The 23629-nt window shown below is 49.2% G+C and carries 26 protein-coding genes; 16 read left to right on the top strand and 10 right to left on the bottom strand.

The features are described 5' to 3' along the window. Positions 1-5 precede the first annotated feature (5 nt). From arsH to ACXAGC_RS19500, 7 genes are all read right to left on the bottom strand, one after another. Positions 6-740, bottom strand: a complete 735-nt coding sequence (gene arsH / locus ACXAGC_RS19530) for an arsenical resistance protein ArsH (protein WP_474846520.1) — start codon at positions 738-740, stop codon at positions 6-8. Continuing rightward, positions 740-1213, bottom strand: coding sequence for an arsenate reductase ArsC (locus ACXAGC_RS19525; protein ID WP_474846518.1), 474 nt, complete (start codon positions 1211-1213; stop codon positions 740-742). Before ACXAGC_RS19525 ends, arsH begins: the two co-directional genes overlap by 1 nt. 21 nt (positions 1214-1234) lie before the next feature. Then, positions 1235-1573, bottom strand: a complete 339-nt coding sequence (locus ACXAGC_RS19520; RefSeq protein WP_474846516.1) for a metalloregulator ArsR/SmtB family transcription factor — start codon at positions 1571-1573, stop codon at positions 1235-1237. 125 nt (positions 1574-1698) lie between these two features. After that, positions 1699-2235 (bottom strand): nucleotidyltransferase family protein, encoded by a 537-nt coding sequence (locus ACXAGC_RS19515; RefSeq protein WP_474846514.1) that lies wholly within the window; start codon positions 2233-2235, stop codon positions 1699-1701. A 26-nt stretch (positions 2236-2261) separates the two neighbouring features. Beyond that, positions 2262-2828: a lipid-binding SYLF domain-containing protein gene (locus ACXAGC_RS19510; RefSeq protein ID WP_303575479.1), complete on the bottom strand. Its 567-nt coding sequence runs from the start codon at positions 2826-2828 to the stop codon at positions 2262-2264. 227 nt (positions 2829-3055) lie between these two features. Then, entirely contained in the window at positions 3056-4975 is a 1920-nt protein-coding gene (locus ACXAGC_RS19505) for a methyl-accepting chemotaxis protein (protein ID WP_474846512.1), read from the bottom strand. A 189-nt stretch (positions 4976-5164) separates the two neighbouring features. After that, positions 5165-6055, bottom strand: coding sequence for a TraB/GumN family protein (locus ACXAGC_RS19500; RefSeq protein WP_474846510.1), 891 nt, complete (start codon positions 6053-6055; stop codon positions 5165-5167). A gap of 139 nt (positions 6056-6194) precedes the next feature. Between ACXAGC_RS19500 and ACXAGC_RS19495 the strand changes: the two genes are divergently transcribed. From ACXAGC_RS19495 to ACXAGC_RS19435, 13 genes are all read left to right on the top strand, one after another. Further along, complete coding sequence (locus ACXAGC_RS19495; RefSeq protein WP_474846508.1) at positions 6195-7094, top strand: sulfite exporter TauE/SafE family protein; 900 nt, start codon at positions 6195-6197, stop codon at positions 7092-7094. A 69-nt stretch (positions 7095-7163) separates the two neighbouring features. Further along, positions 7164-8477 carry an alpha-amylase family glycosyl hydrolase gene (locus ACXAGC_RS19490; protein WP_474846506.1) on the top strand — a complete coding sequence of 438 codons (1314 nt, stop codon included), beginning with the start codon at positions 7164-7166 and terminating at the stop codon, positions 8475-8477. Positions 8478-8566: 89 nt separating this feature from the next. Beyond that, positions 8567-10480, top strand: coding sequence for a DNA repair helicase YoaA (locus tag ACXAGC_RS19485; RefSeq protein WP_303575410.1), 1914 nt, complete (start codon positions 8567-8569; stop codon positions 10478-10480). Positions 10481-10491: 11 nt separating this feature from the next. After that, a complete protein-coding gene (tsaB, locus tag ACXAGC_RS19480; protein ID WP_474846504.1) occupies positions 10492-11166 on the top strand; it encodes a tRNA (adenosine(37)-N6)-threonylcarbamoyltransferase complex dimerization subunit type 1 TsaB in 675 nt (224 codons plus the stop codon). A 138-nt stretch (positions 11167-11304) separates the two neighbouring features. Further along, positions 11305-11610, top strand: a complete 306-nt coding sequence (locus ACXAGC_RS19475) for a hypothetical protein (protein ID WP_303575407.1) — start codon at positions 11305-11307, stop codon at positions 11608-11610. A 126-nt stretch (positions 11611-11736) separates the two neighbouring features. After that, positions 11737-12465 (top strand): Slp family lipoprotein, encoded by a 729-nt coding sequence (locus ACXAGC_RS19470; RefSeq protein ID WP_232373368.1) that lies wholly within the window; start codon positions 11737-11739, stop codon positions 12463-12465. 82 nt (positions 12466-12547) lie between these two features. Then, entirely contained in the window at positions 12548-13387 is an 840-nt protein-coding gene (locus ACXAGC_RS19465; protein WP_474846501.1) for an alpha/beta hydrolase, read from the top strand. A gap of 123 nt (positions 13388-13510) precedes the next feature. Further along, complete coding sequence (gene fadD, locus ACXAGC_RS19460) at positions 13511-15163, top strand: long-chain-fatty-acid--CoA ligase FadD (RefSeq protein WP_303575402.1); 1653 nt, start codon at positions 13511-13513, stop codon at positions 15161-15163. 63 nt (positions 15164-15226) lie between these two features. Continuing rightward, complete coding sequence (gene rnd, locus ACXAGC_RS19455) at positions 15227-16387, top strand: ribonuclease D (RefSeq protein ID WP_474846577.1); 1161 nt, start codon at positions 15227-15229, stop codon at positions 16385-16387. Between the two features lie 20 nt (positions 16388-16407). Then, positions 16408-16704, top strand: a complete 297-nt coding sequence (locus ACXAGC_RS19450; RefSeq protein WP_303575399.1) for a YcgL domain-containing protein — start codon at positions 16408-16410, stop codon at positions 16702-16704. Then, a complete protein-coding gene (locus ACXAGC_RS19445) occupies positions 16704-17702 on the top strand; it encodes a lytic murein transglycosylase (RefSeq protein WP_474846498.1) in 999 nt (332 codons plus the stop codon). Before ACXAGC_RS19450 ends, ACXAGC_RS19445 begins: the two co-directional genes overlap by 1 nt. Position 17703: 1 nt before the next feature. Further along, on the top strand, positions 17704-18366 hold the full coding sequence (locus ACXAGC_RS19440; RefSeq protein WP_119501857.1) for a fumarylacetoacetate hydrolase family protein: 663 nt from the start codon (positions 17704-17706) through the stop codon (positions 18364-18366). Beyond that, positions 18366-18857, top strand: coding sequence for a YcgN family cysteine cluster protein (locus tag ACXAGC_RS19435; protein ID WP_474846496.1), 492 nt, complete (start codon positions 18366-18368; stop codon positions 18855-18857). The genes ACXAGC_RS19440 and ACXAGC_RS19435 overlap by 1 nt, the downstream gene beginning before the upstream one ends. Positions 18858-18864: 7 nt before the next feature. On the opposite strand, the gene ACXAGC_RS19430 is transcribed toward ACXAGC_RS19435, so the two are convergent. From ACXAGC_RS19430 to nhaB, 3 genes are read right to left on the bottom strand one after another with little or no spacing between them, the layout of a single operon-like run. Continuing rightward, positions 18865-19416 (bottom strand): GNAT family N-acetyltransferase, encoded by a 552-nt coding sequence (locus ACXAGC_RS19430; RefSeq protein ID WP_474846494.1) that lies wholly within the window; start codon positions 19414-19416, stop codon positions 18865-18867. Then, complete coding sequence (dsbB, locus tag ACXAGC_RS19425; protein ID WP_119501854.1) at positions 19413-19934, bottom strand: disulfide bond formation protein DsbB; 522 nt, start codon at positions 19932-19934, stop codon at positions 19413-19415. The genes ACXAGC_RS19430 and dsbB overlap by 4 nt, the downstream gene beginning before the upstream one ends. Positions 19935-19950: 16 nt before the next feature. Then, complete coding sequence (gene nhaB / locus ACXAGC_RS19420; RefSeq protein WP_474846491.1) at positions 19951-21534, bottom strand: sodium/proton antiporter NhaB; 1584 nt, start codon at positions 21532-21534, stop codon at positions 19951-19953. 285 nt (positions 21535-21819) lie between these two features. On the opposite strand from nhaB, the gene fadR reads away from it, so the two are divergent. The 3 genes from fadR to ACXAGC_RS19405 all read left to right on the top strand — a co-directional run bounded on the left by fadR (position 21820) and on the right by ACXAGC_RS19405 (position 23574). Next, a complete protein-coding gene (gene fadR, locus ACXAGC_RS19415; protein ID WP_474846489.1) occupies positions 21820-22530 on the top strand; it encodes a fatty acid metabolism transcriptional regulator FadR in 711 nt (236 codons plus the stop codon). 225 nt (positions 22531-22755) lie between these two features. Beyond that, positions 22756-23136 (top strand): VOC family protein, encoded by a 381-nt coding sequence (locus ACXAGC_RS19410; protein ID WP_119501851.1) that lies wholly within the window; start codon positions 22756-22758, stop codon positions 23134-23136. A 78-nt stretch (positions 23137-23214) separates the two neighbouring features. After that, complete coding sequence (locus ACXAGC_RS19405) at positions 23215-23574, top strand: phasin-related domain-containing protein (RefSeq protein WP_119501850.1); 360 nt, start codon at positions 23215-23217, stop codon at positions 23572-23574. Positions 23575-23629: the final 55 nt, after the last annotated feature.

Here is a 23629-nt window from a genome sequence, read left to right as displayed (position 1 = left end):
ATATCCTAAATCGATTTTTGATTAACGCGCTTGCTCAGTGCCTCTGCACTTTCCACCCGCTCAGAATAGCGATCGACAAAAAAGTCTTTATTGCCACGAAGCAGCAGGGTGAATTTCATTAACTCTTCCATCACATCCACGATGCGGTTGTAGAACGGGGAAGGTTTCATACGGCCGTCTTCTTCAAATTCGAGGAAGGCTTTGGGTACCGACGACTGATTAGGTATGGTAACCATACGCATCCAGCGACCCAAAATTCGCATCTGATTGACTGTGTTAAATGACTGCGAACCACCGCAGACCTGCATCAGCGCCAGCGTTTTACCCTGAGTCGGGCGGACGCCGCCGATACTTAACGGCACCCAGTCTATCTGACTTTTGAAAATGCTGGTCATGGCACCGTGACGCTCCGGCGAGCACCACACCTGACCTTCTGACCACATCATTAATTCACGAAGTTCTTTCACTTTCGGATGATGTTCATCTCCGGTGTCGGTTTGCGGTAAACCTTCCGGATTAAAAATACGTGTTTCCGCCCCCATGGCGGTAAGCAAACGGGCGGCTTCTTCTACAGCAAGGCGGCTGAACGAGCGCTCACGCAGAGAACCGTATAGAAGTAGTATTCGTGGCTTATGTTCAGAGGCGCCCGGCAAACAGGCATCAAAAACCGGTGTTTGCCAGTGTGAAGTATCGATATTGGGCAAATCAGAAGCTGGGGATGTCCCGGACTCTTTTGACATCAGTGTTGCACTCCTAAATCTGTGAGAGCCTTGCGCAGAGCTTCAGTATCACCTGCTTTTTCAGCAATGGTCAGCAACTGTTTTGCTCTTTCTTCAATAATGCGGATGCAGCTTAAAAAGGCTGCGCGGATCTCTTCAGTGGTGCCACTTTCTTTCGATGGATCTGACAGGCCCCAGTGAACTTTTACACTGTTACCGAACCAGACCGGGCAGGTCTCACCCGCTGCTGAGTCACATACCGTAATGACAACATCAGCGCTGAAGTCTTCGAATTCGTCCCATGACTGGCTTTGCAAGCCTGCTGTACTGTAGCCGGATTCTTCCAGATATTTCACAGACAGCGGGTGTACTTCACCCACCGGCTGGCTGCCGGCGCTGCGAGCTTCAATGATGCCGCGGCCAATCTGGTTGGTGATGGCTTCGCTAAGGATACTCCGGCACCGGTTGTGGGTGCAGATAAACAGAATTTTCATAAGTGTATTCCTGTTAAAAATTTAATTACAACAATCCTTGCCGTTAAGCTGGCATTGCTTAAAAGTCGCCAATAACGCCTCGAAGTCTTCGCTGTTACTTTCACTGGCGCTGGCAATCACAGATTTTGCCCATGCCGGCAGTTCGGGATGAAGGCGGTAGTACACCCATTTGCCACGGCGTTCATCCAGCAAAATGTTGCATTTACGTAGTGATGCCAGGTGACGGGATGTCTTGGGTTGATCCAATTTCAGGGTTTCCATCAGCTCGCACACGCAGGCTTCACCAAACGTATGGATAAGCACAACGGATTTCAGCCGTGTGTCGTCGGCCAGACATTTAAACAGTTGCAGCGCATTCATAAGCTAATACATGTGAAATAGTACATATGTGGAATTTCACATGTTTTGAGGTGAGAGTCAATGACAGTTTTGTGAAGTTTTCACCGGGATAAGAAAGAAAGGAAGGGCAAGGGCGCGAAAAGACGTTACCGCTGAATCTGCCCGTGTTGCACTTTCAGCTCCGGCCACTCAGCCAACCACGATTTATTTTTTACCCGTGAATCAAAGGTTGCCTTTGCTGCCAGCGGGTTGCGGGTGATGGTATTGTTGTAGTTGTGATTTAATCCATAAGCACTGAATATTTCGATATTTTCGTTTTGAAGTCTGGCTGCTACAGTGGTTTCAATTTCAATCCAGTGTGAAATCGCATCCTTGGTATTGCTGAATGGCGGACGTTCATGTTTATCATGCATACGTGCCTGGTTACGGACTTCCCAGTTCAGTACCGGCATGACGGTGTTCAACCGGCCTGCGTGCACGGTTTCGGCTTCAACAGAGACGTTGTCAGCATCGAAGTACACCACATCCACGTCATTAAGGGGAGTGGAAATGCTGCGCCGGTGAGTGTGATCCCAGATGAGGTTTCTGATGAATCCGGCGCCAATCCAGCAGTCCGGTAACGATAGGGTCGCTACGGCCTGCAGAGCTGCATACCGTAACGTATCATCTTTTAAAAGCTGCACGGTTAAATCGCGCAGCGCTGTTTCATTTAATTGAGTTGTTTGTCTGGCCAGAATTTGGTGCCTTTTACCGAAGCCTGCAGAGCAAGACCTGATTCCGTCATTGTGTAAACGGTAATATCACCTAAATACCCTTCACCTTCAACCGACATGCCTTTTTGACCAGCCTTTGCTGTGGCATCTGCGTTACCGCCTGCGGTCCAGCCGTTCTCAATAAAGTAGTTAATGGCTTTTTGAGAATGAAACACCAGTACAATGCGGTAATCTTTCGCACCGATACCCAGTCCCACACCGCCCTCGGCCATGTTCATGTATGTCTGGTGGCCGGTTGTGTTGTTGTTAACTACACCATAGCCTGTGCCGGCTGAAACAAAGATAATGTTCACATTCGCATTGCTGAAAACGGCATAGCCGGGCGCTGTTTCTATTTGCGCTTTTACATCGGGTTTTTCTTTGTAGAGTTTCGCCAGCGCCACATCCTGCATGGTTAGTATGGCGTCCCGCTTTTCAGCAACGGTGCCACTGCCCATGGAAGCGCAGCCTGATACCAGCATCAGTACACCGGCAGCGAACACAATACGTTTGGTTTTTATCATTCTAATCAGATTTATCATGCTATTACTCCTGTAAGAACCTGTCTGAATGCAGACGAGGCAATAAGCAACTTCAGATCTGACAGAACAAAGCAATTAGCGTGCTTAGTTTTATAAAGTCTTTTTATTCAATGTGTTATGTGTGATTCGGGAAGGATGTAGCCGGAAAGGAAAGGGGGCGATGGCGCAATTTACAGACACTCGTCCGCAAATTGCGCCAAACCTGATCATCAGAAGCGGTAGCGTCTCAGTTGCTCCCGCATTTGTTCAATCTGCTCAACCAGCGCTTCACAGTTATCAGATACCTCGCGGGCATGTTGCTCATTTTCACTACCAACCTGCTGAATGCTGTTGAGTCGTTTGGATACATCCTGCGATACTGCGGCCTGCTGTGTGGCCATTGATGCGGTTTCCTGATTCAGGGAAGTAATGGTTGCGACGGCGGACAGTGCTTTTTGCAACGTCTCTCCGGCTTTTTGTGTCACTTCCACGGTTGCAAATGCATTGTCTTTATTCGACTGCATGCGCTCAGACGCATCGCGGCTGCCTTGTTGCAGGCGTTCAATCATGACGCGGATTTCTTCAGTAGAGCTTTGGGTACGGCTTGCCAGTGAGCGAACTTCATCTGCGACCACCGCAAAGCCCCGGCCCTGTTCTCCGGCACGGGCGGCCTCAATGGCAGCATTCAGAGCCAGCAAATTGGTTTGTTCGGCAATATTGCGGATAACATCCATGACACCACTGATTTCCTCACTGGAGCGGGCCAGATCGGTAATTACCTGTACAGAGGCATCCACTTCCCGGGCCTGCTTCTCTATGTCTTTGATAGTCGCTTTCAGTACATTAACGCTGTTACGGGTGTCAGCGTCGGCCGCATTTGCAGCATCGCTGGCATGATGAATATTTACTGAGACCGCTTCCGCGCTTTGTTGCAGCTCAGTGATGGCACTGGTAATCGCACTGGTTTCGTCAGATAAGGATTTCACGGTTTTCTGTGCGCTGGAGGCTGTTCTGTTCAGCACCTGTGATTTGGACTGCATAGCCTGAGTGGCACTGTCGACGTTTTGTAACGTGGACTGCAGTTGTGCCAGTAATTTATTGAAGGCCTGTGCCATGCGGCCAAATTCATCATTCTTTTTGTTTTCGAAGCGGAAAGTCAGATCGCCTTCACCGCCGGACAAACTGTTGACAACCTGATTAAACTCATCCAGAGGCTGACCCACATAACGTTTCACCAGGATAACCAGACTGATAAGAACAATGCCACTCGCCACCAGTACTTTAATCAGCAAAACGAAAAGCGCTGTGCTGAGCATGGACGTTTTCTCACTGTTCGATTCCGCCAGCAAGATGTCGTAGCCCCATCGGCTGAATGGCACAACGGTCAGATTCCATTTGTCGTCTCCGGAGAGGGCGGCTTTGACGTCACTTTCGTTCACATGAGAAGAATGCATACGGACATTGCCTTTTGCATCACGCAGGGCAACGAATCCTTTTTCCAGTATATGACTGCGGGCAATGGCTTCTTCCAGCAGTTTTAAATCAGCGGAGTATCCCACATACCAGATGCCGACAACCTGACTGGCGCTATTGAACATGGGTTCATAACCGGTCAGATAAGGATTGCCGAGAATATCAACTTCACCGTAATAGGCTTCACCATTTTTGATTTTCGCCATGGCTTTGCCCTGAGGGGCGAGTTTGGTTCCAATTGCGCGCTGACCGTCTTTAATCACATTTGTACTGACGCGGATGTAGTCATCACCCCGGCGACTGAATAATGTTGCCGTGCCGCCCATAATGCTGGTTAGCCCGTCAACCAGGGTAAAATCATTCGCCTGTGGTTTTCCGCCCAGTAAAAGCTGCGTGGAAAGCGTTTCTTTCACCATCACATCACCAGCCTGTGAGGGTGTTCCCAATGCTGCGCCCCGTTGCTTTAATAACGCCATACTGCTTTTTACCCGTTCACTCATCAGTGAATCGGTGACTGCAAAAATATCCAGCAAGCGCTTAGATGTCTGATCTATTTGTGTCTGGATCTGATGGTCAATATCAGACTTGATGGATACGGAAGTTACTATGCCTACAATGACAGTAAATACCGCTATCACAATGGAAATGGCGATGAGAAATCTTCGCTTTATGGACATGCAAACTCCGTTAAAACAATCAGACGCTTAAGCTTTCCGGACAGCGCAGGCAGCAGAAGCGACCGGATGACAGGTCGCTCTGGTTAACTGGCATTTTTCGTTGATTTAAGCGTAGTTTAAAATTTCAGAACAGTAATGATTATTTTGTCTGAAATCGTCTTTACGCTTACATATATCGGCGGGTAATACTTATTTATTAACTTTAATGACGGAATAACCTTCACTTTCAAGCATAGCGATAACGCCTTCGGCACCGGCCATATGCATGGTGCCAACCAGTACAAACTCTGTTTCCGGCGTGGTCAGGTACTCTTCAATGTGCGGGAGCCACGCTTTATTTCTGTTCGTCAGCATTTCATCGTACACCTCAGGATAGTCTGTTTTGAAGCTTTCCATGCTGTCGTTATACAGAGCCTGCATGTCACCGGTCAGCCAGTTTTCCTTCATCGGTTCCAGTGAGTCATTCATGGTTTCTAACTCTTCGAGGGTGTAGCGGATGTAGGCATCTTCGTCGCCTTCACTCAGTCCGGCCAGCATCATTAACTGCTGCTCAGGCGTTTCAAACCAGCCTACAGACTTCTGGTCTTCCGTCGCGCGGGCGAAAAAGTATTTGTCGACCCCCTGACTGGTTAAACCTGCCCGCTGCATTTCAAGCATAGACAGCGAAATACCAAGAAATGATGCCTTCATCTTGCTCACCTGAGCTACCGGAATACCTCTTTCTGAGAGCCACTCAGACAGCATGCTGAAGGTTTCTTCAGATAGATCATCTTTGATTGTGCGACCGTCCTGATAAGTCATCAGTTGCAGTGTTTTACGGGTGAAATCCGGCGTATCCAGCGCATCCAGATCGGTTTCGAATATGACTTTACCGGATGCTTTATAAGCGATGTCATATTCTGCCGGCAACGGGTAGTCCTGCGGGCTGAGGATATGCAGTGTGCCACCGAGATAGACGGTATTCCCGTTCTTGCTCACCTCCCAGACGGATGCTGAGAAAGCAGTGAGCGGCGTGGCTATACCCCATAAAGCCACTGCGGCTATAAAACCCTTTTTTAATCCGGTGAAGGCTGTTCGCATAATACTGAGTCCTTTGCTACGATTCCTCTTATAATGTGCTATGCAATTTACTGTTAAAGCTGTAAAAGTACAATTCTCAAATGTTTGTTTTCACCTGCGAAGGCCATCGCGGTGTATTTTCTGGATAAGTAGTCTGTCAGTGTTAAGTATCATCCGTCAGTTTTCCGTTCCCTCAGCGTTGATCATCCTCTGGTTTATTGTGTTGTTTATGCAACCGGATCCGGCTGGCATCGTGGCAGAAAATGGTGCTTTTGCGTTACTCGGTGTTATCGGTGCTGTGTTTGCGAATGCAACCGGGGCCGGTGGCGGCGTTGTTTTTGTGCCGGTGTTCCACCATCTGGATTTTTCCCCTCAGAACATTGTGGCAACCAGTTTTGCCATTCAGTGCTGCGGTATGACGGCCGGTGCATTGAGCTGGTGGGCGTTTTTTCGAAACAAAGAAAAGCACAACGAACACTGGCAAATGTTACCGCAGGTGGTGGCACTTACAGTGCCGGCTTCGGTGTGCGGTATCCTGATGGCACAGTTTGCTGCCGGCAGCATTCCGTTGTTGTCTTTCATTCAGGGTAACGTGAATGATTTGCACCTGGGCTTCGGTATTTTCTCTATTTTTCTGGCTCTGGTCATTTTTGCCAGTATCCCGTTATTAAAGAAAACCCGGTTCAGAAGTAGCCTCTCCATGGCTGAAACTGCGCTGTTGCCCGTGGTGGCGTTTGTTGGCGGAGCTGTAACCGCATGGTTGTCTGTCGGCGTCGGTGAGCTTGTTGCTGTATTTCTTATTCTGAGAGGCTTTCACGTTACCATGGCAATTGCTGTCGCTGTGATGCTGACTGCGTTTTCAGTATGGGGCGGGGTGATTTACCATGTCACTGAATCCTTAGCCATTGTCTGGCCGGTGGTATTGTTTGCCGGAGCAGGTGCAATCATTGGCGGCAGACTGGCTAAATATGTTGTGCTGGCATTTTCCGTACAGAAATTAAAATTGTTTTTCGGTTTATGGGTATTACTGCTGGGGATCAGCGGATTGCCGGTATTCTGAACGGAAAACTTTTCATCGGGAATGACGTATCAATGCTATGAGATTGATTTTTAACGCCCGGAGAACATTATGGCTGCAGATTTTTTACCGCAAAACCGTTATCAGGTTGCGCAACCTGCGTGGTCTGAAAACGCGGTCATCTATCAGGTCAATACCCGCCAGTTCAGTGCTGAAGGAAATTTTCAGGGCGTAATTAAAGGTCTTGAGCATATCAAAGCGCTGGGCGCAGACATCATTTATCTCATGCCGGTACAGCCCATCGGTATCAAAAACCGCAAGGGGTCACTGGGCAGTCCCTATTCTGTAAAAGATTACTTTGCCATTAATCCCGAGTTCGGAGACGAGAACAGTTTCGCCGCACTTGTCAGTGAAATTCACCGGCTTGATATGAAGGTGATTCTCGACTGGATCCCTAATCACAGTGCCTGGGATAATCCCCTCACCGTGTCCCATCCTGACTGGTATGCAAAAGATTATCAGGGTAATTTCAGACCGTCACCGTGGTGGGACTGGGACGATATTATTGAGTTTGATTACAGTGTGCCGGCGTTGCGCCGTTACATGACTGAGGCAATGTGTTACTGGGTAGAACGGTTTGATATTGACGGTTTTCGCTGCGATGTTGCCGGTTACGTACCCAATGATTTCTGGGCTCAGGCCAGAGCCGCGCTGGATGCTATTAAACCGGTTTTCATGCTGGCTGAATGGGAGAACCGCGACCTTCACGAACAGGCATTCAATATGACCTATGCCTGGAGCTGGAACGAGGCTATGCACGATATTGCTCAGGGCAGGGCACCGCTGGACAGGTTGAGAAAATACTATTCCTGGAACGAGCGCAGTTGGCCGGAGTCAGCCTACCGGATGACATTCGTCAGCAATCATGACAAAAATGCCTGGGATGGCACGCAGCATGAACAATTCGGACAGGCTCTGGAGGCTGCTATTGTGTTGTCTGTCACCGGCGAAGGTATGCCGCTTATTCACAATGGTCAGGAAGCGGGTGAAAACAAACGTCTGGCCTTTTTTGAACGGGATCCCATCGACTGGCAGGACCATGCCATCGGCGATCTTTACCGTGAACTGATTAGTTTGAAAAAGCGCGTGAAGGCATTGTGGAACGGAAAAGCCGGTGCAACCATGTTGCAGGTGAACAGCAATGATCTGAAGCGGGTTTTCAGTTACGTGCGCATGCAGGGAAAGGAGAAAATTCTGGTGTTGCTTAACTTATCCCCTGATACCGTTTCTCCCACCTTTGATGCCGGTCTGTATAACGGTCAGTACCGTGACGTGCTGAACCGTCAGGACATCGTGCTTGATGCTGCACAGCCGCCTATTTTGGCCCCCTGGGCCTATCGTGTTTACGAGGCGATATTAACATGAATTAAACTGGCCGGCCGGTCAGTGAATTCCTGCCCCATTTAGCTGATAATTCTGGCATACTACGCGCTTTGAATTTTTAGTGTTTGTTTATGCCTTCTGTATCTTCCCTGTTTACTGCTGACGGATTGCTGGCTAAGGCCATTCCGGGGTTTTCTCCCCGCGCCGCCCAGACGGACATGGCGCTGGCTGTGAAGTCAGCGCTGGACAATCAGCATTCGCTGATTGTTGAAGCCGGCACAGGAACAGGCAAAACTTTCGCTTATCTCGGTCCGGCATTGCTGGCTGAAGGTAAAGCAATCATTTCTACCGGAACGAAAAATCTGCAGGAGCAGCTTTACCACCGTGATTTGCCGGTGGTTAAAAAAGCGCTGGGCTCCCGCAGAAAAACAGCGCTATTAAAGGGCCGTTCGAATTATTTGTGTCTGCACCGCATGGGTCAGCATGGTGGTAATTCCACGCTGGTGGAAAAAGAAGTACTTGGTCAGCTATCAACGGTGAGAAGCTGGGCCGAGACCACCAAAACCGGTGATACCGGCGAACTGAAAACGTTGCCGGAAGATGCCAAAGTACTGCCGTTGATCACCTCAACAGTAGACAACTGCCTGGGACGTGATTGTCCCGAATATGAAGAATGTTATCTGGTAAAAGCCCGCCGCAAAGCGTTGGAGGCCGATATCATTGTGGTCAATCATCACCTTTTTTTTGCTGACATGGCGCTTAAGGACACAGGCTTCGGTGAACTCATCCCTGAAGCGGATGCCATCATATTCGATGAGGCTCACCAAATCCCCGATATCGCCAGCGATTACTTTGGTGAATCTTTGTCCAGCCGTCAGTTACAGGAACTGGCAAAAGATATTAACGTGCTCTACCGCACAGTGCTCAAAGACGCAGAACAGTTGGATAAAGCCGCAGAAAAATGCCGGATTGCATCAGCCGATTTGCGCCTGCTGTTTCCGGAAAATCCTGAAAGAGGCAACTGGGCCGAAGCGCTGGACAGAGATGACATACAAACTCAGGTCGCCAGATTAAAAGACGGCATCGGCGTGCTTCATGAAGTGATCAAACTGCACCTTGGCAGAGATAAAGATCTGGATAATATTTACGAACGGGTAGTGCAGACAAGGGAACAGCTTGACGCGTTATGTGATGCTGAACAGCAGGGTGTGAGCTTGTGGTATGAAACCACGCAAAGACACCTTATCCTGCATCTCACGCCATTATCCATTGCTGCTAAGTTCCGCCGGTTTATCAATGCCGTGCCAAGGGGATGGGTTTTCACGTCTGCAACCCTGACTGTCGATGGCGGCTTTACCCATTTCCAGAAACGGATGGGACTGGACGATGCCAAAACTCTGGAACTGGAAAGTCCGTTTAACTACAAAGACCAGGCAATGCTCTGTGTGCCGAGGTTCCTGCCGGAGCCGAACAGCTTTGCCATGAAAGACACGTTGTTCGAAACGGCAAAACGTTTGATTAAGGCCAGTAAAGGCCGCTGTTTCTTGCTTTTCACCAGCCACGCCATGCTCCGTGAAATCGCCAAAAGGCTGGAGTTTGAGGTACCTAACAAGCTGCTGGTGCAGGGAACGACGACAAAGCAGGCACTGCTGGATGCTTATCTGGCAGATGAAAGTGCGGTGTTGCTCGGGACCGGTGCGTTCTGGGAAGGGGTTGATGTTCGCGGTAATGACCTTATATGCGTGATGATTGATAAACTGCCATTTGCTTCACCGGATGATCCGCTGTTACAGGCGCGCATGGAAGATGTGAAAAAGCGCGGAGCGAATCCTTTCGCTGCAATTCAGATCCCGCAGGCAGTCATCACGTTAAAGCAGGGGGCGGGACGGCTTATCCGTGATCCCACCGACAAAGGCGTACTGGTTATTTGTGATAACCGTCTGGTGACCAAACCCTATGCACAAACATTTGTATCAAGCTTACCTGATATGCAGAGAACACGTTCGCTGGACAAAGTTGAATCGTTTCTGCAAGCGATTAAATAGCCCGGAGTTTTATGATTTTACTTGCCATTGATACCGCTACTGAAGCCTGCTCTGTTGCGGTGAAAACCGAAAACGGTATTTTTCACCGTTTCGAAATTTGTCCGCAGCAACATAGTCAGCGATTGTTACCTATGGTTGATGAGGTAATGAAAGAAGCCGGTGTGAGCTTAAAAGAGACCGGCGGGCTGGTTTACGGTCGCGGGCCCGGCAGTTTCACCGGCGTTCGCATTGCCACCGGCATGATTCAGGGACTGGCTCTGGGCACGGGCCTGGAAGTCGCAGGTGTCAGCACCCTTACCGCGATGGCACAGCAGGTAATTGATACGCAGGGTGCCGGCCGTATCGCCTGCGCCATTGATGCGCGCATGGGTGAAGTGTACTTTGCACAATTTACAAATGTAAACGGTCAGGCGGAGTTAAACGGTGAAGAACAGGTATGCCCGCCTGAACACGCTGCAACGCTGCTCTCCGGAGATTTTGCCCGTGCCGGTACCGGCTGGATGGCCTATGATGAACTTAAGCAGTTTGGTGATAAGCCACCGAAAGTACTCTATCCCGACGCATTGCACATGCTGAAACCCGGCGAAGGGATGTTTGCCGGAGGCATGGCTACCAGTGTGGATAACATTGAACCTGTTTATCTGCGGGATAAAGTGACGTGGAAAAAGCTTCCCGGCAGGGAATAGTGGTGCGTTTTTTGCGTGACATTGTATTCGGGCTAAAATAAGCTTAAATATTCAGTAAACGCCACTCAGCGTTGCTTACAGCTTACTTAAACCCAGTATCAGCTAACCGTCAATCACAAAAACAGGAACTCATACAGCGTGGAAATTCAGTCCGGCTTCAGTATTATCAGACCTGATCAGGCGCCCCGCCGGGAGCAGCCTGAGAAAGTGGATGCCAGACAGAAAGAACCTGTTCAAAGTGTTGAAGGTATCGTTGTACCTGAACCGGTGCGCAGCAGCCAGTCTGATGATGTACTGAACTCTGCAAAGAAATTTCAGCAGCAAACCGGTTACGACCAGCCGGAAGGCAAAGGTCAGCAGGCCACTGCTGCCTACCAGAGCCTTGAACGGGAAGCGCAGCGGGATTCTATCCGTCAGCTCCTCGGTGTAGACATTTACGCCTGACCTCCTTATTCTTGAATCTGGTCTGCTCACCCCGATTAGTTTCGTTTTTCAGGCCATTGTTCAGGTTGCATTCAGTTTGCAACGTCATAATTAATAAAGTTTATCTTTTAGCATTCCGGGGCGTTTATGTTGCGTAAAATTTTTCTGCTGGTGGCGGTAGTCTTAGCAACCGGTTGTACCATTATTCCTGAAGATATCCGCGTACCGGACGACACCAATCTGGTCTCCTACAACAAAGCTGTTACCGGCGGTGACGGCGTGAAGGGCAAAATGGCCCGTTGGGGCGGTGTGATCGTTGGCGTGGAGAACAAGGAAAACAAGACCTGGGTTGAAGTGGTCAATTTTCCTCTGAATCACTACGGGCGTCCGAATACGTTTGAAGAAACCATTGGCCGCTTCAAAGTGGAACTTGATGGTTTTGTTGATCCGATTAATTTCGAAGAAGGCCGCTCCGTCACCTTCATCGGTGCTGTGGAACGACCTGTTGCCGGTATGGTTGGTGAACAGCCTTACATGTATCCGCGCATCAAGGGTGAAAACTTTCATATGTGGCGTCAGGATTCACTGAACTACGTACACCCCATGTTTTTTGACTACCGTATGGGCTGGTACTCACCGTTCTACTATTCATTTTACCGTCCGTATTATTCGCCCTATACGTTCGGCGTCGGTTTCTCCCGCGGGTATTACAGAAGTGCTTATCCCAATGTCTCGCCGGTACGGGTTTCCGTTACCCGCAGCGGCAACAAGGGGACGATCAGCCGGCCTTCAACATCGACCCGCAGCAGCGTAAGCAGACCGGTTACCAGAACTTCCACGCCGGCTAATGGCGGCGCAAGACAAAATCTGAAGTAATCCGGCGGCAGGTTTGTTCCTTATAAAGCGGCAATTCATTGCCGCTTTTTTCTTATTTTTGCCGCATCCGGAGGGCGTAAACATGTTAGAAACCGAATTTCAGGCCGGTGAACTCAAACTGGCTGCACTGGATAATCAGGGAGCCGGAACTGTTGTTATCGGTTTGCACGGCTATCTCGATAATGCTGTATCACTGGCGCCGCTGGCGCCATATCTGCAATCCTGCCGCTTCATTGCACTGGATTTACCGGGACACGGTCAGTCAGCCCACCGGCCGACCGGTGCCCATTACCACCAGTTTGATTTCCTGCAGGATTTATACGCGCTCATCAAAGAGAATCAGTTTGAAAATGTGATCCTGCTGGGTCACTCACTGGGCGGTATTCTGGCGACACTTTATGCCGCTGTGTTTCCTGAACAGGTGAAAGCAGTGATTTCCATAGATGCCTGCGGACCGCTTACTCTGGATCCGCAAACAAGCGCTGAACAGGTCAGGGAGTCTGTCATCAGTCGTGATAAAAAGCGGCGAAATAAATTGAATATCGTGGATTTGGATGCTGCGGTGAAAGCCCGTTGCGCTGTTGCTGATATCCGGCCTGAACATGCCCGGGCAATTCTTTCCCGCAATCTGACGCAGGATGCATCCGGCCATTTTTTCTGGGCGAGCGACCCCCGCGTGCGCACAAAATCTACCCTGCGGCTGACTGAGTCTCAGGCAGAGGCATTTATGCGAAGCATAGAATGTCCGGTATTGTTTCTGGCAGCGGACAGCAGCTTTAAAAAGGTTGAGCAGGTTTATGCGAAAAGGCACAACTGGTTTAGTTACAGTCAGTGTAAAACTTTTACAGGCGGCCACCACATTCATATGGAAAAAACAGACGAAATTGGCTGCGAAATTCGTCAATTTGTTGAGCAATTGTAAATAGTGGCGTTTATCTTTTCTTTATCATCCTATAATATACGGAAGAAATCAGACCAGTTGTGAAATATTGGTTAAAGTTTGTGCTTTTTTGCAAATATAAAAATAAAAGTTACCGGAGGGTGTGTGGAAAAAATTTGGCTTGAGCATTACGACCCAAGTGTTTCGGCAGAAATTAACCCTGATCGTTATGCCTCTATCGTAGATATTTTTGAACAGTCTGTGACGACCTGGGGCGATAAAACCGCTTACATGAATATGGGTCACAGCATGACTTTCAATGAGCTGGACGTGTTGTCTGCTCAGTTTGCGGCTTATCTGCAAAATAGTGGTTTAGAGCGTGGCGATGCTGTCGCCATCATGATGCCAAATTTGTTGCAATACCCTGTTGCTATGTTCGGCGTATTACGGGCCGGACTCACCGTCATTAACGTGAACCCGCTCTATACCGCCCGCGAATTAAAGCACCAGTTAAACGATGCCAATGCCAAAGCCATTGTTATTGTCGATAACTTTGCCGCCACGCTGGAAAGTGTGATTGCTGATACACCGGTGAAAAAAGTACTGCGCACGGCGTTAGGGGATATGTTACCGGCTCCTAAGCGCTGGATAGTAAACCTGGCGGTGAAGCACGTGAAAAAGATGGTGCCGGAGTTTTCTCTGCCACAAGCTGAGTCGTTCATGTCAGCAGTGAAAGCCGGCGCCAATCACACTTATCAGCGTCCTGAGATAACAGGGGACGATCTGGCATTTTTACAATATACCGGCGGTACAACAGGCGTATCGAAAGGTGCGATGCTGACACACCGTAATATGATTGCAAACCTGGAACAGGTATCGGGTATTCTCGAAATCGTCATTGAGCCCGGTGAAGATGTCGTTGTCACTGCGTTACCGCTTTATCACATCTTTGCATTACTGGCGAACTGCCTGTTGTTCCTTAAATTTGGTTGTCCGAACCTGCTTATTACCAACCCGAGAGACATGCCGGGTTTTGTGAAAGAGCTGTCGAAACACAAATTTGCCATTTTGCCCGGGGTGAACACCCTGTTTAACGGTCTGCTTAATACGCCGGGATTCAGCGAACTTGATTTCTCCGGATTTAAGTTCGGTCTGGGCGGCGGTATGGCCGTGCAGCGCCCTGTGGCTGAACGCTGGCAAAAAGTCACCGGCACGGTACTGCTTGAGGGTTACGGCCTGACTGAGTGTTCGCCGGTGGTAGCGGTTAATTCTCCTACCATTAAGGCTTACAAAGGTGCTATCGGTATGCCGGTACCTTCTACAGAAATTCGTCTGCTGGATGATAACGGCAATGATGTGCCCTTAGGTGAAGCCGGTGAAATGTGGGTGAAAGGGCCGCAGGTCATGAAGGGGTATCTGAACCGTCCCGAAGCTACAGAAGAAATTCTTAAAGATGGCTGGCTGGCAACTGGCGATATTGCGAAGTCAGACAATGAAGGTTACTTCTATATTGTTGACCGTAAAAAAGATATGATCCTGGTCTCCGGCTTCAATGTGTTCCCGAATGAGATTGAAGAAGTGGCTGCCATGCATGATGATGTGGTGGAAGCGGCTGCTATCGGTGTGCCTCACGAAGTCAGTGGTGAAGTCGTGAAGTTATTTGTAGTTGCTAAGGACAAGAGCCTGACCGCTGAAACGGTTATTGCACATTGTCGTAAGCACCTCACCGGCTATAAAGTGCCGAAACACGTTGTCTTTAAAGACGAACTGCCAAAAACCAATGTAGGCAAAATTCTGCGTAGAGAACTGAGGGACTGAGTTCACCGTGACTTTACGCAACTAATTGGGACAGCCGGCATCATTGCCGGCTGTTTTTTTATGATGAAATATACCTTAATAACCGACGAAATTGCGCTGAAAGCTGTCTGTGAGAAGGCCTCTGCCGCTGAAGCAGTTGCCATTGATACTGAATTCGTACGTACCCGTACCCTGACGCCGCAGCTGGGACTATTGCAGTTGTTCGACGGTGAGCAACTGGCACTTATCGATCCGCTGGCGATTAATGATTTAAGCCCGTTTGTGGCATTAATGACGAATCCGGATGTGATCAAAGTTCTGCATTCCTGCTCAGAAGATCTGGAAACATTTCTGGCAGCATTCGGTGTAATACCTGCGCCGGTATTCGATACTCAATTTGCAGCAAGTGTGCTCGGCATGGGCGCAACCCTGGGTTATGCACGGCTGGTGGAACTGATGAGTGACGTGGTGCTGGATAAAGGGGAGTCCCGCACTGACTGGCTGGCCAGACCGCTACGGGAAAGTCAGCTGGTGTATGCCGCCAATGATGTGCTGTATCTTTTACCTGTGTACTTACAACTGAAAGAACAAATCGAATATGCCGGTAAATTTGATTGGGTAACGCAGGAAATTGCTGCACTGGGAGAAAAGAAGGCCGCACAAATTCCTCTGGAGCAGGCTTACCTTGTGCTGAAAAATACCTGGCGGCTTAATCCTGAACAGCTCACCGTGTTTCGCCATCTTGCAGGCTGGCGGCTTAAGGTTGCCCGTGAAAAAAATCTGGCCCTCAACTTTGTGGTCAGAGAAAGTCAGCTGTTCGATATGGCAGTAAAAATGCCGTTAAGCCGCACTGCGCTGAGCCGTATCGAGGGATTGCAGCCACAAACCCTCCGTCGTTACGGTGAAACGCTTACCGCCCTGGTGGCTGAAGCGAAATCCCTTTATGAAGATACCCCCGCAGACAAACAATTACCCCGTATGCGCCGGCTGATTGACTATCCCGAATATAAAAAGCATCTGGCGGCTATTAAGCGTCTCTGTGCAATGGTTGCCGCAGAGCAGGGCGTGTCAGAAGAAGTTGTGGCCTCTAAAAAACAAATCAATCAGCTGTTAAAATGGCAATGGTTTGAACTGGATGAAACCCGTGTGCTGGGGCTTCTGCCTGATCTGCTGAGTGGCTGGCGCCGTCCTCTGCTGGAAAAGGGGCTGGCCTCATTATTAGGGCCGCTGGCTTTCACCCGTTAAGAAATAATGCAGGACTGAATATGCTTTGTGCAATTTATAAAACCCGCCGGAAAGAAGGCATGTATTTATACGTGCCCGGCAAAAATGCTTTCGGTGATGTACCGGAAATACTGATGGAGAAATTTGGCACGCCGGAACTGGTGATGTTGATTTCCCTGGATAAACGGCCTCAGCTTGCCGGTGTCAGCAAAGCTGATCTGGAAGTAGCGCTGAAAGAAAAAGGCTTTTATCTGCAAATGCCGCCAAAAGCGGAAGACATGCTGGCTGCTCACCGCACAGAGCTTGGTCTGACGCCCCATGTGGATGAAAAACGGTGATGAAGGCATTGTTTTCAGTCAGCCCTGTTGTATTGCTCACCGTTTTTTTAATGCTGGCTTTGCCGGTTTCAGCGGAAGAAAAAAACGAAGCAGGATTTAAAGTCTGGTTACAGTCTCTGAAGCAGGAAGCAGTGGAAAAAGGCTATACGGCAGAACTGGTGGACAAAGCGCTGGATACTGCCACATTTCGTCCCACCGTTGTAAAGGCAGATAAAAATCAGCCGGAGAAAAAAATCACGCTGGATGATTATCTGGCGACCCGCGTGCCGGACTGGAAGGTCAGGCAGGCAATTACCCTGTATCGTGAGCATCAGTCTCTGCTGGATGAAATCGGCAGCAAATATGGTGTTCAGCCCCGCTTTATTGTCGCTTTATGGGGTAATGAGTCTAACTTCGGTAAAATCCAGGGCAACTATCCGGTGTTCTCTGCAGTGCTGTCTTTAGCCTATGAAGGGCGTCGTGAAGCGATGTTCAAAAAGCAGTTCTATGCTGCACTGGATATCATCCGTGATGGTCATATTGATATTGAAGCGCTGAAAGGTTCCTGGGCCGGTGCGATGGGCCAGAGTCAGTTTATGCCCGTTTCTTTTTTAAATTATGCCGTGGATTATGATGGTGACGGCAGAAAAGACATCTGGACCACGCCGGCAGATGTGTTTGCCTCTATCGCTAACTTTCTGTCCAGCGAGGGGTGGAATGATGACTACACCTGGGGCCGCCAGGTGAAGTTCGTTGATGGTTATGACGGTGCACATGCAGGCTTTGCAAAAGATGATTTCGTGCCGTTAACGGTATGGCAGGAAAGGGGAGTGCGTAAATTTGATTTAACAGACTTACCTGCTGCCGGCATCAAAGCCTCTCTTATCATGCCGGACGGCATCGATGGCCGTTTATACCTTGTCTATAATAATTTTCATACGCTGATGAAGTGGAACCGTTCATCATATTTCGGCGTCTCGGTCAGTTATCTGGCAGACCGGATCCGCAAAGGGGAATAACATGTATCAACATCTCAATATTCAGGGCCAGCCTGTTCCTTTGCCTGTGACACGTGCCCTGTGTATCGGCCGCAACTATCTTGATCATATTCAGGAGCTTAACAACACCGTGCCGGACGAAGCCTTGTTGTTTATGAAGCCGGCTCCGGCACTTTGTCATTTGTCTGAACCGGTGGTGATCCCTTCAGACAAAGGCGAATGCCATAACGAACTTGAAGTGGCAATCTTGTTGAGTCAGTCACTGTGCAAAGCGACGCCTGATGACGCGCTGGCCGCTATTTGGGGCGCAGGGCTCGCCCTTGACCTGACCTTACGTGATGTACAAAGTGAACTCAAAGCGCAGGGCTATCCCTGGGAGCGTGCCAAAGCCTTTGATCGCAGCTGCCCGGTTTCCGCTTTCGCTCCGTTGACGCAAACCGGAGATCTTACTGACATTCATTTCACCCTGACCGTGAATGATACCGTGCGTCAGCAGGGGCATACAGCAATGATGATACGGCCGGTAGCGGAGCTTATCGCAGAAATGTCTCACATCTTCACCCTGCAACCCGGCGATATTATTCTCACCGGAACGCCAAAAGGCGTAGGCCCGCTAAATGCCGGTGACAGGATCCGCGCAGAGCTGGGCGAATTAATGTCTGTCGAAACGAATGTGGTGATGTGATGACACCGTTCTGGGAAACGAAGACGCTTGATGAAATGACTCTTGCTGAGTGGGAATCACTGTGTGACGGTTGTGCAAAATGTTGTCTGCATAAGTTCATTGAGGATGACGATGCTGAAGAAGCCGCGCCAACGGATACCCTGAATCAGGGAGAGGAAATTCACTATACCAACATTGCCTGTTCGCTTCTGAATACCAAAACCTGTGGCTGTACCCGCTATGCAGAGCGCACAAAGCTGGTTCCTGATTGTGTAAAGCTGACTAAAGAGAATCTCAAGGATATTTTCTTTATGCCGCCAAGTTGCAGCTACCGGCGGTTGCATGAAGGTCGCGGGCTGCCGTCCTGGCATCCGCTGCTGAATAAAGGTAAGAAAGCCAAAATGCATCAGGCCGGTATGTCTGTAAGAGGGAAGACTGTATTTGAAACGGATGTGGATTTAGACGCGTTTGAAGATTATATCGCCAGTTGGCCCTTGCACGACGCAGACTGATATCCGGCTATTCGTTCGTTAACGCGTAAAGCAATGCATGTCTGCCGCAAATACGTTTGCGGCAGTAACCTTCCTTTTCTGCCCCCAACTTTTCTGCAACACGCAAACTGGCTTTGTTATTGGGTTCAATAAACAACTCCAGACGAAATAAATCCATCTGATTAAAAGCCAGTTTTTTCATAGCCTGACAAAGCTGAACAGCCAGACCTTGTCCGCATGCCTCAGGCCGGATCCAGAAACCCAGGTTGGCGTTACGGTGCAAAGGATGGATATAGTTTATCAGTCCCATGCCGAGGCAACGGTTGTCCATCACCAGCAGGTAGGTGATACCGTAACCCTGCTCACGCTGATTTTCCAGGGTGGTCAGACACTGACGGGCCTGCGCGGGGGTGACAGGGCACAGATCTGTACCCATCCATGGCCGAACATGACTGACTGATTGCTGGGACGCTTCGCATAACATATCGGCATGTTTTTGCCCGGCCCGTTCAATACTGATGGGGCTGGTTGTGGTTGCAATAGCAGGAAGCCGCGATGGCAGGGTACTTAAGTCAATCAAAAGGGTTTCTTGTCCAGTAAACGACAGCCAAACACGATAACGAATACGGCAGCGTAAATCCCGAAGATCACCATCATCCACTCAGGCATGCCCAGTCCGGCAACACGCCAGCCGTCATCCAGGCAATCTCCTTTTGCTTCAAATATGGCCGGTAACCAGTCGTAAAGAGGCATAAATGAAGGGAAGTTTGGCACTATTTCGCAACTGGCAAACAGAGAAGTACTGTGAATGATATCGTACTGTTCACGGGCGATCATAAATCCCCATACCGAGGAAACCGCCCAGCCGGCGAAAGCCAGCATCCGCGTCAGGCCATGATTCACAATAACGACCAGTAAACCGGACAACAAAATACCGATAACCGCTGTACGCTGATAAATACACATTACACAGGGTTGCAGGCCATTAACATGCTGAAAATACAATGCTGCAGACAACAGTCCTGCGGCAGATAAAAATAAAAGAAGCCAGGCGGGTTTATACTCCGCCTGGCGACTAATCCATTGAATGAGATTCATTGTTGCAATAAAAACCTTAGTGCGGTTCAGCGCCTGATACTGGCATCGTAGCTGAATGGTGCTCAATAAGGTGCATATCGTATAGCGCTTGTGTGGCATCTGCCAAGCCAAAATAGGTGGCTGCCAGTCCTACTAAGGTGAGTACCACGGTGTAAGGCAGCGCCATCACTACCATTTTTCCGTAGGACAAGCGCAACAGCGGGGCAATGGCCGACGTTAACAGGAATAAAAATGCTGCCTGGCCGTTAGGTGTCGCTACAGAAGGCAGGTTCGTACCTGTATTAATAGCAACAGCCAGTAAGTCGAACTGGTCACGGGTGATCTGGCCTTCCTGCAGCGCTGCCATCACTTCCGTAATGTACACAGAGCCTACAAACACGTTGTCACTGACCATCGACAGCACACCGTTAGCAAGATAGAACATCACCAGCTGGGTTTCGCCTTCGAAAGACAGTACCCAGTGGATAACCGGCTGGAACAGGCCCTGATCGATAATTACCGCAACCACACCGAAGAAAACACATAGCAATGCTGTGAAGGGCAGGGCTTCTTCAAACGCTTTACCTAACGCATGCTCTTCAATGATACCGCTGGCAGATGTTGCCAGAACAATAACTGACAAACCGATAAGACCAACAGAAGCAAAGTGACCCGCAAGTCCCACAACCAGCCAGACACCAATTAACGCCTGAACGGCCAGGCGGGCTTTATCGCGGTTGGTGCGGCCTTCATCCATATGTTTGTCGTAGGATACGAGAATGTCTCTTACTGCCGCCGGTAGCTGAGCACCGTAGCTGAACAGTTTCGTTTTCTCCAGAATCACTGTAGTGGCCAGACCGCATACGAATACGGGTAAGGTGATCGGTGCCATACGGGTGAAGAACTCTACGAAGTCCCAACTCGCTTTATCAGCAATAATCAGGTTTTGCGGTTCACCTACCATGGTCATTACGCCACCCAGTGCAGTGCCTACCGCTGAGTGCATCATCAGGTTACGCAGGAACGCACGGAAGTTCTCCAAATCATCACGACCCAGGTTCGACACACCGTCATCGTCTGTATGATCATGGTCGTGGTGAAATTCTTTGCCGGAGGCGACCTTGTGGTAAATCGTGTAGAAACCCAGACCTACCGCAATAATGACCGCGACAACCGTTAATGCGTCAAGGAAAGCAGATAAAAACGCGGACGCTGCAATAAAAGACAGCGACAAAACCATCTTGTTTTTCACCCGTATGACCAGCTTGGTAAACAGGAACAGCAGCAGATCTTTCATGAAGTGAATACCGGCGACCATGAAGACTAGTAACAGCAGTACCTCAAGGTTCACTTCAATTTCATGCATCATGTGTTCGGGCGAGGTCATGCCAATGAACATCGCTTCAATCAGCAAAAGACCACCCGGTTGTAAAGGATAACATTTCAGTGCCATCGCCAGCGTGAAGATAAACTCGATGACCAGTGTCCAGCCCGCGAGGTATGGATCTACCATGAAAAGGAAAGGATTGAGAATAAGGAACGCTACAATTGTTTTTTTGTACCAGTCCGGCGCATGCCCGAGAAAGTTCTTATAAAGCGCCATAGGTAGCGATGTTTGCATAGTTAATTTTCCTTTAACAGCTTGTTGCGATGTGAATGTAATTATTATCGTAAATCTTGTCCAGCGAATGTTGGACATTAGCCAAGTTATGGTTTTTAGTGGCTTTTATCACATCTGGTACACTCATAACCAAACTCTACCTGAAAAAAACAGCTTGAGAAAGCTGCCGCAGGCCTCAGTTAGTATAACTTATATCAGTTTTATGACTGATTAATTGATTGTGTTAAAGAAAATTCCTCTGGTACAATGAGTTTGACAATAAAAAGAGATTCAGGCGAGTCACCTATGATTTATAAAGCCCAGAGCCCGGCAGGTTTTGCTGAAGAGTATATTGTTGAGTCTATCTGGAGTGGTCGTTTCCCTCCGGGGACCATTCTTCCGGCAGAACGGGAGCTGTCCGAGCTTATTGGTGTAACACGCACCACGTTACGCGAAGTATTACAACGACTCGCCAGAGACGGCTGGTTGACGATTCAGCACGGTAAACCCACAAAAGTGAACAACTTTTGGGAAACTTGTGGTCTGAATATTCTGGAAACCCTGGCCCGTCTCGATCAGGACGGTATTCCCGAGCTGGTGGATAACCTGCTGGCCGCCCGTACGAATTTAAGCGCAGTGTTTATTCGTATGGCAATCCGGAATAACCCTGAAGACTCTGCGGAAATTATCGCCCGGTATCTGAATATTGAAGAAGACGGCAAAGAATTTGCGCATTTTGATTATCAGTTAAACCATGATCTTGCGCTGGCATCCGGCAATAAAGTGTTTGTTCTGATGATGAACGGTTTCCGCGGATTGTATTCCCGCATCGGTGGTTACTTTTTTGCCCAGCAATCCGCCCGTGATGTAGCGAAAGATTTCTACGGTAAATTGTTAGCGGCAGCGAAGTCCGGAGACCACGAGAGTGTACCCGGCCTGATCCGTCAGTATGGTATCGCGTCTGGTAAAGTGTGGGCACAAATCCGCGAAGATATGCCTAAAGATCTCGTCGACTAATCATTCTGTTTTATCCTGAAAGCCCGGTATCCGCCGGGCTTTTTGCTATCTGCTTTTCGAATCTCCCGGGCTTGCGGTAAAGCCTTTACTTACTTTATGCTGGGATCCGTTTTACCCGTCATGTTGTTTTCTTGCTGTCGCCGCACGCCGGTGAAGTCAATGCCGGTGGTGTTCAGAACGGGTCAGCCGGCCCTGAATCAACCTCTCAGACAGTAAGGAAACACAATGAACCTCAATCCCGTTGGCTGGTTTGAAATTTACGTCAGTGATATGTCCCGGGCACAAACCTTCTATGAATCTGTTTTTATGTGCGAGTTAGAGACAATCTCTGTACCTGCGGATGAATCGCTGGTCATGAAAGGATTTGGCTCTGACATGACGGCTTACGGAGCCAGCGGCGCGCTGGTCAGTATGGAAGGAATGACACCGGGCGGTACGGGCACACTGGTCTACTTCTCCTGTGATGACTGTGCCATTGAATGTGCCCGCGTACCCAAAGCGGGCGGCACGGTCATTAAAGAAAAATTTCCGATTGGCGAATATGGCTTTGTTGCACTGCTGCAGGATAGTGAAGGCAATATGATTGGTCTGCATTCGCAAAAATAAACGGGATTAGTATGCGCTTTCTAACTTTTCATTTTATGGTCGTGTCAGATGAAGCGAATTCCAAAAGGAGATCCGAAAATGACCAAATCAGATACCATTAAAAGCAAATTGAACGATGCTGAAGATTTCGCCCGCAAAGTCTGGCTTGCCGGACTGGGCGCCTACGGTAAAAGTGTTGAAGAAGCACAGGGCCGTTACGAAAAGCTGAGCACTGAAGCGTCTAAAATGTTCGATGAGTTAGTGAAAAAGGGGGAAACTTTAGAAGATGACGCCCGCACTAAATTCAAAGAAACCACTGACGATGTTGAAAGCCGTGTAAGTGATGTACGTCAGAAGCTGGGACTTGATACGGACAATACTGATCATCGTATCGAAGAGCTTTCAGCCAAAATTGACGCATTGACAGAAGCGGTTGCCAAGCTGGCAGCGAATAAATAATGTCAGATCACCGTGTGTCCGGCACGACGGGCACACGGTGTTTTCGCCGCTACGA

The sequence above is a fragment of the Alteromonas sp. AWJ4_197 genome (assembly GCF_056160285.1).
This window is presented reverse-complemented; position numbering and strand designations above follow the sequence as displayed.